Here is a 13,135-nt window from a genome sequence, read left to right on the forward strand (position 1 = left end):
TCACGCCTCTTGTTGTTGTGCCAGCGGGCGCACGCACACGCCGCTTTCGAGGTTGGCCAACGCGGCAAGGTCAGGGATGCCGAAACCGATTTGCGACACCGCCATCGCGGCGATCGCCGTGGCGGTGCGCAAGGTACGCTCGGGCGCCTCGGCGCTGAGCAGGCCATGGACCATGCCCGCCAGCAGCGAGTCACCGGCGCCGACGGTGCTGGCGATGTCTACGGTGGGCGGCAACGCTTGCAGGGCGATGCCCTCGGCAAACCAGTTGACGCCTTGCGCGCCCTGGCTGATCACCACGTTCTGCACGCCCTGGGCGCGCAGCCGGCCGGCGAGGGCCTGCTGCTCGGCGAGCGTGGTCACCGGCTCGGCGAACACCTCGGTCAGTTCATCGGTGTTGGGTTTGATCAACCACGGCTGGCTGCCCAGCCCGGCGCGCAGGGCGGCACCGCTGGTGTCCAGCGCCACGCGCAGGCCGAGGGCATGCAAACGCTCGAGCAACTGGCCGAACCACTGCGGGCTGACCCCACGCGGCAGGCTGCCGGCCACCACCACCGCGTCATGCCCGGGGGCGATGCGCTCCAAGCGCGCCAGCAGGCGCGCCTGGGCGTCGTCGTCCACCCACGGGCCGCTGCCGTTCACATCGGTGATGCGCCCGCTGCTTTCGGCCAGCTTGAAATTGCGCCGGGTTTCCCCCGGCACGCGGATAAAACCGTCGTCAAAGCCGCGCTGGGCGAACAACGCATCGAAGCGGTCGGCGTTGGCCTGGCCGAGAAAGCCACTGACGGTGAGTTGGTGGCCGAGGTCTGCCAGCACCTGGGCAACGTTCAGGCCCTTGCCGGCGGCGTGCACGTGCAGCGCATCGCTGCGGTTCACTTCGCCCAGGCGCAGGGTGGTCAGCTCGACGGTGAGGTCCAGCGCCGGGTTGAGGGTCAGGGTCAGAATCTTTGCCATTTATGGGGTCTCCACCAGCGCTCTTACATCGGCGGCGCTCGCCGCCACCAGGGCGCGCTGCGCCCACTGCCGGGCCTGGGCCAGGGTGAGTTGGCGCACCCCGGCCTTGACCTCGGCGATACTGCCGGCCGCCACGCTCAGTTCATCCACCCCCAGCCCGACCAGGATCGGCAGCGCCGCTGGGTCCGCGGCGAGTTCACCGCACACCCCTACCCACTTGCCATGGGCATGGGCGGCGCGCACGGTGATGTCGATCAACTGCAGCACCGCCGGGTGCAGGCCATCGGCTTGGGCCGAGAGGGTCGGGTGGCCGCGGTCGATGGCCAGGGTGTATTGGGTCAGGTCGTTGGTGCCGACGCTGAAGAAGTCCACCTCGGTGGCCAGCACCGGCGCCAGCAACGCCGCCGACGGCACTTCGATCATGATCCCCACCTGCAGGTCGGCGACGGGGATTTCCTCGCGCAGGCGGGCGACCATCGCCCGGGCCTGGCGCCATTCTTCAACGGTGCCGACCATCGGGAACATGATCCGCAACGGGCGGCCATCGGCCGAGCGCAGCAAGGCACGCAACTGCGCTTCCATCACCTGTGGCCGCTGCAAGGTGAGGCGGATGCCACGCACGCCGAGGAAGGGGTTTTCCTCGGCCGGGATCGGCCAGTACGGCAGCGGTTTGTCGCCGCCCACGTCGAGGGTGCGCACCACCAGCGGGCGCCCGCCCAGGCCGTCGAGCACGCGGCGGTATTCGGCTTCCTGGGTGGCTTCGTCCGGGGCCTGGGCGTGGGCCATGAACACCAACTCGGTGCGAAACAGCCCCACGCCCTCGGCGCCCTGCTCCACCGCCTTGGCCACCGCGGCGCTTTCGCCGATGTTGGCGAACACCTCCACGGCGTGGCCGCAGGCGGTGATGGCGGGCTCCAAGCGCCGCTCGGCGGCCGCGGCCAGGCGCGTGGCGCGCTGGTCACGGTCGGCCAGGGCGCGGGCGAGTACCTCGGCCGCCGGGGCCACTTCGACCCAACCGCGTTGGCCGTCGAGCAGCAGCGCGGTGCCGGGCGCAATCAACAGCACGGCATCACCGGCGCCCACTACCGCGGGGATACCCAGCGCGCGGGCAACGATCGCGCTGTGGGCGGTGGCGCCGCCACGGGCGGTGACGATACCGGCCACGCGGCTGGCGTCGAGGCGGGCGACGTCGGAGGGGCCCACTTCGTCCATCACCAGGATGTACGGCTCGGTGGGCTCTTCAAAGGTGTCAACGCCGCACAGGTGCGCCAGCACCCGCCGGCCGATGTCGCGCAGGTCTGCCGCGCGCTCGGCGAGCAGGCGGTCGTGCAGGGCTTCCTGGCGGCGCGCGGCGGTGTCGATCACCTCGGCCCAGGCCGCGGCGGCGCTTTCGCCTTGCTTGAGGCGCTCGGTGACTTCCTCGGCCAGGGCCGGGTCATCGAGCATCTCTTGGTGGGTCACGAAAATATCGCGGATCGCCTGGGCACTGCTGCGCTGGATCAACCCGTCGATGTCGCGCTTCACCCCTTCCAAGGCGTTCTGCAGGCGGCCCTGCTCGGCTTCGAAGCCTTCGCCGCGGGCAGGGTAATTCAGCTCGCGCAGCACCTGCACATGGGCCGGCCCACTGGCGATGCCAGGCGCCGCGGCCACCGCCTGCAGGCGGCTGCCGGCGGCCGGCGCGCTGGCCTCGGGCACGCTGGCTTGGGCCTCGGCGGCCGGCTCGGGCAGCGCTTCGATCTCTTCACCCAAGCCGGCCTCGACCGCGGCCACCAGGGCCGGCAAGGCGTCACCGGCGATGCCGGGCTCTGCGATGAATTCCAGCACCTGGCCACGGCGCACGCCGAGGCTGAGCAGCTTGCTCAGGCTCTTGGCCGACACTGCCGGCTCTGGGCTGTCGGCCACCCTCAGGTGCACCTCGCCGTTGAAGCTTTTGGCCAACTGCGCCAGCAGTTTGGCCGGGCGCGCGTGCAGGCCATGGGCGTTGGCCAAGGGCACCTGGGCGCTCGGCCAGTCAGCCGGCACGTCGCCGCCCAAGGCCTGCAACACCGCGCGGCTGCTGGTGGCGCGGAACAGTTCTTCGCCGCGGCCTTCGATCAGCAGCGCGCACAGCCGCTCGAGCAACGCCTGGTGCGCCTCGCCGAGGCTGGCCAGGCAGAACAGCCCGTTCAGCGGCTGGCCGAGCAGGCGCAGCGGCCGCGACGGGGTGACGAACGACAACCCCGGGCGCTTCACCGTTTGCTCGCTGTGCAGCCACCACAAGCCATCGCCCAGCGGCAGCGGCGACACCTGCTGAAGGATCGCGGCAAAACCCGGGCTGACGCACTCAGCGCCGCGCAGCAACTTGGCGCCGCGCCACACCAGTTCTTCGAAATCATCGGCCGGCACGTTCAGGGCGATCATCTGCGCGTCCAGTGCCAGCGCCTGCGGGGCGCCTTGCAGCAGCTTGAGCAGCGCCTCGGGGCTGGCAGCGGTACGCAGCGCCTGGCCGAGGTCGGTCTCGCCCAGGGCGCGGGTGAGCAACTGCAGCAAGCGCAAGTGCTCATCGGATTTGGCGGCGATGCCGATGGCCAGGTAAACGATCTGCCCGTCGCCCCAGTCCACCCCGTCGGGGAACTGCAGCAGGCGCACCCCGGTGGCGTGCACCAGGTCGCGGGTTTGCGGGGTACCGTGGGGGATGGCGATGCCCTGGCCGAGGTAGGTCGAGCCCTGGTGCTCGCGGGCGCTGAGCCCGGCCAGGTAACCCTCGGCCACCAGGCCGTCGGCCTGCAGGTGGCTTGCCAGCAGTTGCAAGGCCGCGGGTTTGTCCGCGGCGTGCTGGCCCATGGAAATCTGCTCAGAGGTGAGCTCGAGCATTGCGTGGCTCCTGTTCAGCGCGGCGCAAGGGCGCGCAGGTATTGTTGTGAGCCGATCCTTGCCCGGCGGCGGGCGCGCCGGCTGCTACACTTCTGACCAGCAGAACCGGCAAAACGTTTGACGCTGAAACGTTTAACCCAAGTAAAGCGCGCACGTTACCCGATAATGAACCTCGGATGAAGCCTAGGCCGCCGTTTCGCTTCGCGCTGGCAGGTTTTTTCAACACCGGGGCCGGGCAACCGTTACCATGGCGCGCCCGCTTCGTCGCGACTCAAGGAACCCTCGCGTGAAACTCAGCGATATCGCCCGCCTGGCTGGGGTCTCGGTGACCACCGCCAGCTATGTCATCAACGGCAAGGCCCAGCAGCAGCGCATCAGCACCAGCACGGTGGAGCGCGTGCGCGCGGTGGTCGAGGAACACGGGTTCACCCCCAACCCGCAGGCCGCCGGCCTGCGCAGCCGGCGCACGCGCACCCTCGGGTTCATCCTGCCGGACCTCGAAAACCCCAGCTACGCGCGCATCGCCAAGTTTCTCGAGCAGGGCGCCCGCGCCCGTGGCTACCAGTTGCTGATCGCCAGCTCCGACGACGACCCCGAGAGCGAGCACCAACTGCAGAAACTGTTCCGCGCGCGCCACTGCGACGCGCTGTTCGTGGCCAGTTGCCTGCCACCGGGCGACGGCTGCTACCGCGAAATCCAGAGCCGCGGCACACCGGTGATCGCCATCGACCGGCAGTTGGACCCAACCCTGTTCTGCTCGGTGGTCAGCGATGACCGCCACGCCGCCGAACAGCTCACCGCCAGCCTGCTCAAGCCGGCGCCGCGGCACATCGCGCTGATCGGCGCGCGGCCGGAGCTGAGCATCAGCCAGGCGCGCGCCGCCGGCTTCCAAGACGCCCTGCGGGGCTTTACCGGCACCGTGGTCGCCAAGGAAGCCGAGAGCTTTACCCGTGAAGGCGGCCAGCAGTTGTTCCAGCAACTGCTCGATGAACTGGGGCACCTGCCCGACGCCCTGGTGACCACCTCCTACGTGCTGCTGCAGGGGGTGTTCGACGAGCTGCAAGCGCGCGCGCTGGACTTCTCCACCCTGCGCCTGGCCACCTTCGGTGACACCCAGTTGCTCGACTTCCTGCCGCTGCCGATCAACGCCATGGGCCAGCAGCACAAGCTGATCGCCGACACCGCCCTGGAACTGGCGCTGAACGCGCTCGAGCATAAGCAGTACACCCCCGGCGTGGCGGCGATCGCCCGGCGCTTCAAGCAGCGCATCAAGGAAGCGTAAGCGGTGCGCCTGGTCGACACCCACACCCACCTGGACTTCCCCGATTTCGACGCCGACCGCCCGGCCCTGCTCGCCGAGGCGCAGGCACGCGGGGTGGAGCGCGCGGTGGTGCTGGGGGTGCACCAGGCCAACTGGGCGCGGGTGTGGGCCCTGGCCGAACAGGATGAGCGGCTGTTCGCCGCGCTGGGCCTGCACCCGGTTTACCTGGCCGAGCACCGCGGCGAACACCTGGCCGAGTTGCGCGGCTGGCTCGAGCGCCTGGCCGGGGCGCGCAAGCTGTGCGCGCTGGGCGAATTCGGCCTGGATTACTACCTCAAGGGCCTCGACCGCGACGCCCAGCAGCACTGGTTCGAGGCGCAGCTGGGGCTGGCCTGCGAGTTCAACCTGCCGGTGCTGCTGCACGTGCGCCACAGCCACGCGGCGGTGATCGCCACCCTCAAGCGCTTCAAGGTGCCGCGCCAGGGGGTGATCCACGCCTTTGCCGGCAGTTATGAAGAAGCCCGCGAGTACATCAAGCTGGGCTTCTGCCTGGGCCTGGGCGGCGCCCCCACCTGGCCCCAGGCGCAGCGCCTGCACAAGGTGCTGCCGCGCTTGCCGCTGGAGCATGTGGTGCTCGAAACCGACGCCCCCGACATGGCCCCGGCGATGTACCCCGGCGTGCGTAACAGCCCAGTGCACTTGCCGGAGATCTGCCAGGCGCTGGCGGGGTGGATGGGGGTCGAGGCCGAGCGGTTGGCCGAGGTGAGTACGGCGAATGCGTATCGGGTGTTTGCCTGGGGGCCTTGAACCCTACCAGCGCTGCTCAGCCGCCTTGTCGCTGTCGCGGCCTTCGACCCACTGTTCACCCTCGGGCGTGCGCTCTTTCTTCCAGAACGGCGCGCGGGTTTTCAGGTAGTCCATGATGAACTCGCAGGCCTCGAAGGCCGCCTGGCGGTGGGCGCTGGCAGTGCCGACGAAAACGATCGGCTCGCCCGGCTCCAGCGCGCCGACCCGGTGCAACAGCTCGACCCGCAGCAGCGGCCAGCGCTGCTCGGCCTCGGCGACGATCGCCGCCAGGGCTTTTTCGGTCATGCCCGGGTAGTGCTCCAGCAGCATGCCGTGCACCGCATGGCCGGCGTTGTAATCGCGCACGTAGCCGGTGAAGGTCACCACCGCGCCAATGCCGAGCTGGGCGGCATGCAGGGCGTCGGTGAGCGCACCGGGGCTGAAGGGCTGCTGCTGCACCCGAATGGCCATGCTAGCCCCCGGTCACGGTGGGGAAGAACGCCACAATGTCGCCCTCTTCCACGGGTTCATTCAGCGTGCACAGGGTTTCGTTGCGGGCGCACATCAGGTTGCGCTCGCCGAGCACGTCGTGGCCGCCCAGCGCCAGCAGGTGCTCGCGCACGCTGCCAAGCGTGGTGAAGTCTCCCGTGAGCGGTTCTTGCTCGCGCCCCACCGCCTCGCGGAACCGCGCGAAGTACAGCACGGTGAGGTTCATGGCGCCTCCACCTTGAAGTGGCCGCTCTTGCCGCCAAGCTTCTCGACCAGCCGCACCGCCTCGATGGTCATGCCGCGGTCTACCGCCTTGCACATGTCGTAGATCGTCAGCGCGGCCACGCTGGCGGCGGTCAGGGCTTCCATCTCCACCCCGGTTTGCCCGGCCAGCTTGCAGCGCGCGACGATCAGCACCGCGTCGCTGCCGTCGGGCTGCAGCTCGACCTTCACGCTGGTGAGCATCAGCGGGTGGCAGAGGGGGATGAGGTCAGAGGTTTTTTTCGCCGCCTGGATGCCGGCGATGCGCGCCACGGCGAACACGTCGCCTTTGGGGTGGCCGCCGGAGGCGATCATTTGCAGGGTTTCGGGCAGCATGCGCACGCGCGCTTGCGCCACGGCCTCGCGCGCCGTCACCGCTTTGTCGGTGACGTCGACCATGTTGGCGCGGCCTTGGGAATCGAGGTGGGTGAGCATGAGCACGTTCCGGAGCAGTCTGGAGGCAAAGTTTACCAAGACTTAGGGGGGAAGCGGGAAGCCACAAGTGGGAAGCCACAAGCGGCAAGCGGCAAGCGGAAAGCGGAAAGCCACAAGCGGCAAGCCCCAAGCCCCAAGCCCCAAGCCCCAAGCCCCAAGCCCCAAGCCAACCCTACCCCAAAAGCAAAAAACGGCAAGCAGCGCCCCCGCCACTTGCCGCTTGCCACTTGAAACTTACAGCTGCCCCTACAAATGTGACTCTGCGTACTCGGCCAGCACCGACCGCGGCACGCCCTGCAGGGTGATGTGCACGCCGTTGGGGAAGTCCTTGAAACGCTCGGTCATGTAGGTCAGGCCAGAACTGGTGGCCGACAGGTACGGGGTGTCGATCTGCGCCAGGTTGCCCAGGCAGACCACCTTCGAGCCATTGCCGGCGCGGGTGATGATGGTCTTGATCTGGTGCGGGGTCAGGTTCTGGCACTCGTCGATGAGGATCAGGCTTTGCTGGAAGCTGCGGCCACGGATGTAGTTCAGCGATTTGAACTGCAACGGCACCTTCGAGAGGATGTAATCGACGCTGCCGTGGGTGTTCTCGTCGTCCATGTGCAGGGCTTCGAGGTTGTCGGTGATCGCTCCCAGCCACGGCTCCATCTTCTCCGCCTCGGTGCCGGGCAGGAAGCCGATCTCCTGGTCCAGGCCCTGCACGCTGCGGGTGGCGATGATGCGCCGGTAACGCTTGGTGACCATGGTCTGCTCGATGGCCGCGGCCAGCGCCAGGATGGTTTTACCCGAACCCGCGGCGCCGGTGAGGTTGACCAGGTGGATGTCGGGGTCGAGCAGGGCGAACAGCGCCAGCGCCTGGTGGATGTCACGCGGCTTGAGGCCCCAGGCCTCCTGGTGCAGCAGCGGCTCCTGGTGCATGTCGAGAATCAGCAGCTCATCGGCGCGCACGCCTTTGATCCAGCCGACGAAGCCTTGCTCATCGACGATGAACTCGTTGATGTGCGCCGCCGGCAGCAGTTCGGACAACTGCACGCGGTGCCAGGTGCGGCCGTGGTCCTGGCGGGTTTCGACCTTGCTCACGCGGTCCCAGAACGAGCCGGGCACATCGTGGTAACCCTTCGACAGCAGCGCCACGTCATCGACCAGTTGGTCGGTGCTGTAGTCTTCCGCCTCAAGGCCGCAGGCACGGGCCTTCAGGCGCATGTTGATGTCTTTGGTGACGAGGATCACGCTGGTCTCGGGCTTACGCTCCTTCAGCGCCAGCAACTGGTTGATGATCACGTTGTCGGCCAGGTGCGAAGGCAGCGGGTCTTCGGCGCGGCCATGCTTGTTCATCAGGATCGACAGCTTACCCTTTGGGTCTCCTTTTCCGCGGGCAATCGGCACGCCCTGCTCCACTTGCGCGGGGGTGGCTTCGCCGAGGGTTTTATCGATCAGGCGGATGGCCTGGCGGCACTCGGCAGCCACGGTGTGCTTGCCGTCCTTGAGCTTGTCGAGTTCTTCGAGCACCGTCATGGGGATGGCCACGTGGTGTTCTTCGAAATTGAGCAGGGCGTTGGGGTCGTGTATCAGTACATTGGTATCGAGCACATAGAGGATTGGCTGATTGGAGGAGGGGTTGCGTCCTTGTTCATCCATACTCGGTCACCTTTGTAAGAGCCGTTCGACGCAATACCAGTGCGGTGCTGCGCCTCTAAGCCACCGCACCCCGCAAAGGCGTGGGTGAGCTGCTCGACGGGCGATGGGGCCGGGTCAGGACGCCACCTGTGTCGGCAGGGTTCGGCGGTCAACTCTTTAGTACCGCAAAACCCATTGCTGTACAAAGCATTTACCGTGGCCGGCGGCATTATTTTTACAATGGACGAACAGGGCTTGGCGGCGGCGCCGCGCTGCGGTTAAAGTCCGAAGTTGCCCCGCCGCGCAGAGCATCCGCTAGCGGATGAAATCGCGGCAATCTTCCCAGGCGATGCCGCTCTGCACCGTGCGCTGCAGCAGCGCCGGCAGCGCCGTTTTGGCCTTCAGCTGGGCATCGTGGAACACGATGATCCCCTTGCGCCACAACAGCATCAGCGTCAGCACCCGGTCGGTGGCCAACTCCGCCGTGACCAGGCTGTTGCTGTCGGCGGCGTCGATGTCCCACAACACCACTGCCAGTTGCGCCTGCTCGAAGAATTCACCGCTGTCGGCGCGGCGCTGCCCATAGGGCGGGCGGAACTGCCCCACGAAACTGCCCGGCACCTGTGCCTGCACCAGCGCCACGCTGCGCTGGATCGAGTCCTGCCAGTCGACCCACTGCGCGTGGGAGCGGTACTGCCAGCCCTGCACGCCCACGCATTGCTCGGCGTACAGCTTGGCTGGGTCGTCCTGGGGGGCGTTGTCGCGGCGCAATTGCAGGTTGTTGCCGAGCACGAAGAAGGTCGCGTTCATCTTCTGCTTGCGCAGGTAGTCGGCCACCCAGTCGGTGCTGCCGCCAGCCAGGGTCGGGCCGCTGTCGAAGGTCAGCAGGAATACCCGGTCCTTGAGCTCGTCGCCGTTGTGCTCGCGGTCGTTGAAGCGGGCGATCTCGCTGCTCACCCCGGGGAACAACGCCGCCTGGCGTAGCAGCTCGTCAAGGTAAGTGCGGTTGAAGGCGCGGCCGGGGTCGCGCCACTTGGCGTAGAAGGAATCATCCGCCACCACGAACTCGCTGGCCTGGGCCTTGAGGCTGGCGAGGTCGTCGATGGCATAACAGAAGGACGCGTCTTGCTCGCAGCTTTGCTGGGCGGCGTCGAAGTTCTCCCACAGGCGCTGCCAGAGCCGCGCGCGCAAGGCGTTGACTGAGTCCACTTCGACCTGGCGCAGGCCCAGGCGGTCGGCCAGGGCGTTGGCGTCGAGGGCTTCACTGAGCGCCAGCTCATGGGCAAAGCCAAGGATTTCAGCGCGCGAGGCGACATCGAACAGCACTGGGCTCGCCAGTTGCTCGGGCCAGGTCGCGCGGTCGAGGGTCGCCACCGGCGCCGGCGCGGCGTGGGCATTCAGGGCAAGCAGGCCGATCAAGGCAAGCAGTACGGCGCGCAAGGCGGTGGCTCCACAGGTAAAGGGAGGACTTTAGCATCAAGCGTAATCACCCCCATAGGTGGATTCACCCTGCCCTACCCCCTACACTCGGCCCCCATACCTGATGGAGGCTTTTCAATGCTGTTGGTGATCTCCCCCGCCAAGACCCTCGACTACGACACCCCACCGGCCACCGCCGAGTACACCTTGCCCGAGCACCTGGACGACGCCCAGGTGCTGATCGAGCAACTGCGCACCCTGAGCCCGGCGCAGATCGCCGAGCTGATGAGCCTCTCCGACAAGCTCGCCGGCCTCAACGCCGCGCGCTTCGGCAGTTGGTCCCCGGCGTTCACGCCGGCCAACGCCAAGCAGGCGATCCTGGCGTTCAAGGGCGATGTGTACACCGGGCTGGCCGCGGAAACCTTCCGCGCCGAAGATTTCGCCTATGCCCAGCAGCACCTGCGCATGCTGTCAGGCTTGTACGGTGTATTGCGCCCACTGGACCTGATGCAACCCTACCGCCTGGAGATGGGCACCAAGCTCGCCAACGCCCGCGGCAAAGACCTCTACGCCTTCTGGGGCGAGCGCATCAGCGGCTGGCTGAACCAGGCCCTGGCCGACCAGGGCGACGACATCCTGCTCAACCTCGCCTCGAACGAATACTTCGGCGCGGTCAAGCGCAGCGCGCTGAAGGCCCAGGTGATCGACACCGAGTTCCGCGACCAGAAGAACGGCGAATACAAGATCATCAGCTTCTATGCCAAGAAGGCCCGTGGGCTGATGAGCCGTTTCGTCATCACCGAGCGCGTGCAGCGCGTCGAAGACCTCAAGCAGTTCGACCTCGACGGCTACCGCTTCAGCGCCGAGCGCTCTGCGCCGGGCAAACTGGTGTTTTTGCGCAGCGAGCAGGCCTAGCGCACCAACATGGCGCAGGCAAACCTGTACAAAACCGCCGTGCAAGTCGTGCACGTACATGTTTTGACGGGTTTTCGGCGCCAAAATGTGGTCGTGAAATCCCTGTTGCAACAGCCACTTGCGCCGTTCGTAGATTTTTTTTGGTGCTATTACAAAAATTTTCTTGCTAATGGCAAAAAAATACTAGCCGCCGCTTACCCCCCGCCACATAAGGGTTTCAGGGCTGCGGGCCAGCCTTGTGCCACTACCAAAATCATTAAAAACCTTTAAGAAAATTCAGCCGCCGGTCGCCACCCCTTGGAACTTCGAGGGGGTTTGGCCGCTCCTACCATCCGTAACGATTCTCGAGCGGCGTGTAAGAGATGACTTACAAAGTGTAACAAGGACGAACGGCGAAGGCGCTGTTCACAGATGACTCGGCGGCGGTGAATGCACCCCCGTAAGTTAATGTCTCAGGAGAGATCGGCACAGTAACCCTCAACACAGGGTCAAGTCAGAGCCCCCCACTGCGGGCTCGTACATTTCGGCTTATATGCTTGATTCGCAACGGACAATTCCAAAAAGCGAAGGCAAGTAACGACGTGAAGGTGAGCCGCTTTGTAATAAAGACTGGCTACATTCCAGGGCGAACCCTCTAACTTCCGGGTTCAGCGATGCCCCGTTAGAGCACTCGGTCTTGAGTGTTCGGAATCAATAGGCCTGCATGAGTAATGCGACAGTCGGATGGCATATTTCGCCAGGTATCCGGGTGGCCGATTACTGCCGGTTAATTAACCCCAGTCTGGCTCGAAAGTTGAGCTGGCGCGATAAACACATGAGGTGAATGCGATGCGAATCAGCATCTTTGGTTTGGGCTATGTTGGCGCTGTTTGTGCGGGTTGCCTGTCGGCTCGCGGTCACGAAGTCGTTGGCGTGGATGTTTCCAAAGCCAAAATCGATCTGATCAACCAAGGGAAGTCGCCAATCGTCGAGCCGGGCCTCGAAGAGTTGCTGGCACAGGGCATCCAGAATGGCCGCCTGCGTGGCACCAACGACTTCGCCCAGGCGATCCGCGACACCGACCTGTCGATGATCTGCGTCGGCACCCCGAGCAAGAAGAACGGCGACCTGGGCCTGGAGTTCATGGAGTCGGTGTGCCGCGAAATCGGCCTGGTACTGCGCGACAAGACCTCCCGCCACACCGTGGTGGTGCGCAGCACCGTGCTGCCGGGCACCGTCAAGAACGTGGTGATCCCGATCCTCGAAGACTGCTCCGGCAAGAAAGCCGGCGTTGACTTCGGCGTGGCGGTGAACCCTGAGTTCCTCCGTGAAAGCACCGCGATCAAGGACTACGACCACCCACCGATGACCGTCATCGGCGAGCTGGACAAAGCCTCGGGCGACGAGCTGGAAAAACTCTACAGCGAGCTGGACGCGCCGGTGATCCGCAAGGCCATCGAAGTGGCCGAGATGATCAAGTACACCTGCAACGTGTGGCACGCCACCAAGGTGACCTTCGCCAACGAGATCGGCAACATCGCCAAGGCTTGCGGCGTCGATGGCCGTGAAGTGATGGACGTGGTCTGCCAGGACACCCACCTGAACCTGTCCAAGTACTACATGCGCCCAGGCTTCGCCTTCGGCGGCTCGTGCCTGCCCAAGGACGTTCGCGCCCTGAACTACCGCGCCAGCTCGCTGGACGTGGAAGCGCCGCTGATCGGCTCGCTGATGCGCAGCAACGAATCGCAGGTGCAGAACGCCTACGACATCGTCGCCAGCCACGACAAGCGCCGCGTCGCCCTGCTGGGCCTGAGCTTCAAGGCCGGCACCGACGACCTGCGCGAAAGCCCGCTGGTGGAACTGGCCGAAAAGCTCATCGGTAAGGGCTTCGAGCTGAGCATCTACGACCGCAACGTCGAGTACGCCCGCGTGCATGGCGCGAACAAGGAGTACATCGAGTCGAAGATCCCGCACGTGTCGTCCCTGCTCAACTCGGACTTCGACGCGGTGGTCGATCACGCCGACGTGATCATCCTCGGCAACAGCGACGAGACCTTCCGCAAACTGGCTGACAACGTGCCGGCCGGCAAGCAGATCGTCGACCTGGTGGGCTTCATGAAGAACACCACCGACCCGCAAAAAGGTACCGAAGGTATCTGCTGGTAA

11 protein-coding genes are annotated in these 13,135 nt (G+C 66.0%); 4 read left to right on the plus strand and 7 right to left on the minus strand.

The window, feature by feature from the left end:
• Entirely contained in the window at window positions 1-951 is a 951-nt protein-coding gene (pfkB, locus tag ACFZCE_RS00430; RefSeq protein ID WP_390935043.1) for a 1-phosphofructokinase, read from the minus strand.
• Window positions 952-3,804, minus strand: coding sequence for a phosphoenolpyruvate--protein phosphotransferase (gene ptsP / locus ACFZCE_RS00435; protein ID WP_390935045.1), 2,853 nt, complete (start codon window positions 3,802-3,804; stop codon window positions 952-954).
• A gap of 286 nt (window positions 3,805-4,090) precedes the next feature.
• Here ptsP and cra point away from each other — a divergent pair, with 286 nt between their 5' ends.
• Both cra and ACFZCE_RS00445 read left to right on the plus strand, forming a co-directional pair.
• Complete coding sequence (gene cra / locus ACFZCE_RS00440; protein ID WP_390935046.1) at window positions 4,091-5,086, plus strand: catabolite repressor/activator; 996 nt, start codon at window positions 4,091-4,093, stop codon at window positions 5,084-5,086.
• A 3-nt stretch (window positions 5,087-5,089) separates the two neighbouring features.
• Complete coding sequence (locus ACFZCE_RS00445; RefSeq protein WP_390935048.1) at window positions 5,090-5,872, plus strand: TatD family hydrolase; 783 nt, start codon at window positions 5,090-5,092, stop codon at window positions 5,870-5,872.
• 3 nt (window positions 5,873-5,875) lie between these two features.
• On the opposite strand, the gene moaE is transcribed toward ACFZCE_RS00445, so the two are convergent.
• The 5 genes from moaE to ACFZCE_RS00470 form a co-directional block, all read right to left on the minus strand.
• Window positions 5,876-6,322, minus strand: coding sequence for a molybdopterin synthase catalytic subunit MoaE (gene moaE, locus ACFZCE_RS00450; RefSeq protein WP_390935050.1), 447 nt, complete (start codon window positions 6,320-6,322; stop codon window positions 5,876-5,878).
• Between the two features lies 1 nt (window position 6,323).
• Window positions 6,324-6,566, minus strand: a complete 243-nt coding sequence (locus ACFZCE_RS00455; RefSeq protein WP_390935052.1) for a MoaD/ThiS family protein — start codon at window positions 6,564-6,566, stop codon at window positions 6,324-6,326.
• Window positions 6,563-7,036, minus strand: a complete 474-nt coding sequence (gene moaC, locus ACFZCE_RS00460; RefSeq protein ID WP_390935054.1) for a cyclic pyranopterin monophosphate synthase MoaC — start codon at window positions 7,034-7,036, stop codon at window positions 6,563-6,565. The genes ACFZCE_RS00455 and moaC overlap by 4 nt, the downstream gene beginning before the upstream one ends.
• 246 nt (window positions 7,037-7,282) lie before the next feature.
• Window positions 7,283-8,677 carry a PhoH family protein gene (locus tag ACFZCE_RS00465; protein ID WP_390935056.1) on the minus strand — a complete coding sequence of 465 codons (1,395 nt, stop codon included), beginning with the start codon at window positions 8,675-8,677 and terminating at the stop codon, window positions 7,283-7,285.
• A gap of 294 nt (window positions 8,678-8,971) precedes the next feature.
• On the minus strand, window positions 8,972-10,096 hold the full coding sequence (locus ACFZCE_RS00470; RefSeq protein WP_390935057.1) for a polysaccharide deacetylase family protein: 1,125 nt from the start codon (window positions 10,094-10,096) through the stop codon (window positions 8,972-8,974).
• A 117-nt stretch (window positions 10,097-10,213) separates the two neighbouring features.
• Between ACFZCE_RS00470 and yaaA the strand changes: the two genes are divergently transcribed.
• Window positions 10,214-10,990: a peroxide stress protein YaaA gene (yaaA, locus tag ACFZCE_RS00475; RefSeq protein ID WP_390935058.1), complete on the plus strand. Its 777-nt coding sequence runs from the start codon at window positions 10,214-10,216 to the stop codon at window positions 10,988-10,990.
• 828 nt (window positions 10,991-11,818) lie between these two features.
• Window positions 11,819-13,135 (plus strand): nucleotide sugar dehydrogenase, encoded by a 1,317-nt coding sequence (locus ACFZCE_RS00480; RefSeq protein ID WP_390935059.1) that lies wholly within the window; start codon window positions 11,819-11,821, stop codon window positions 13,133-13,135.

Source organism: Pseudomonas sp. NPDC007930, from assembly GCF_042958985.1.
Lineage (GTDB): Bacteria > Pseudomonadota > Gammaproteobacteria > Pseudomonadales > Pseudomonadaceae > Aquipseudomonas.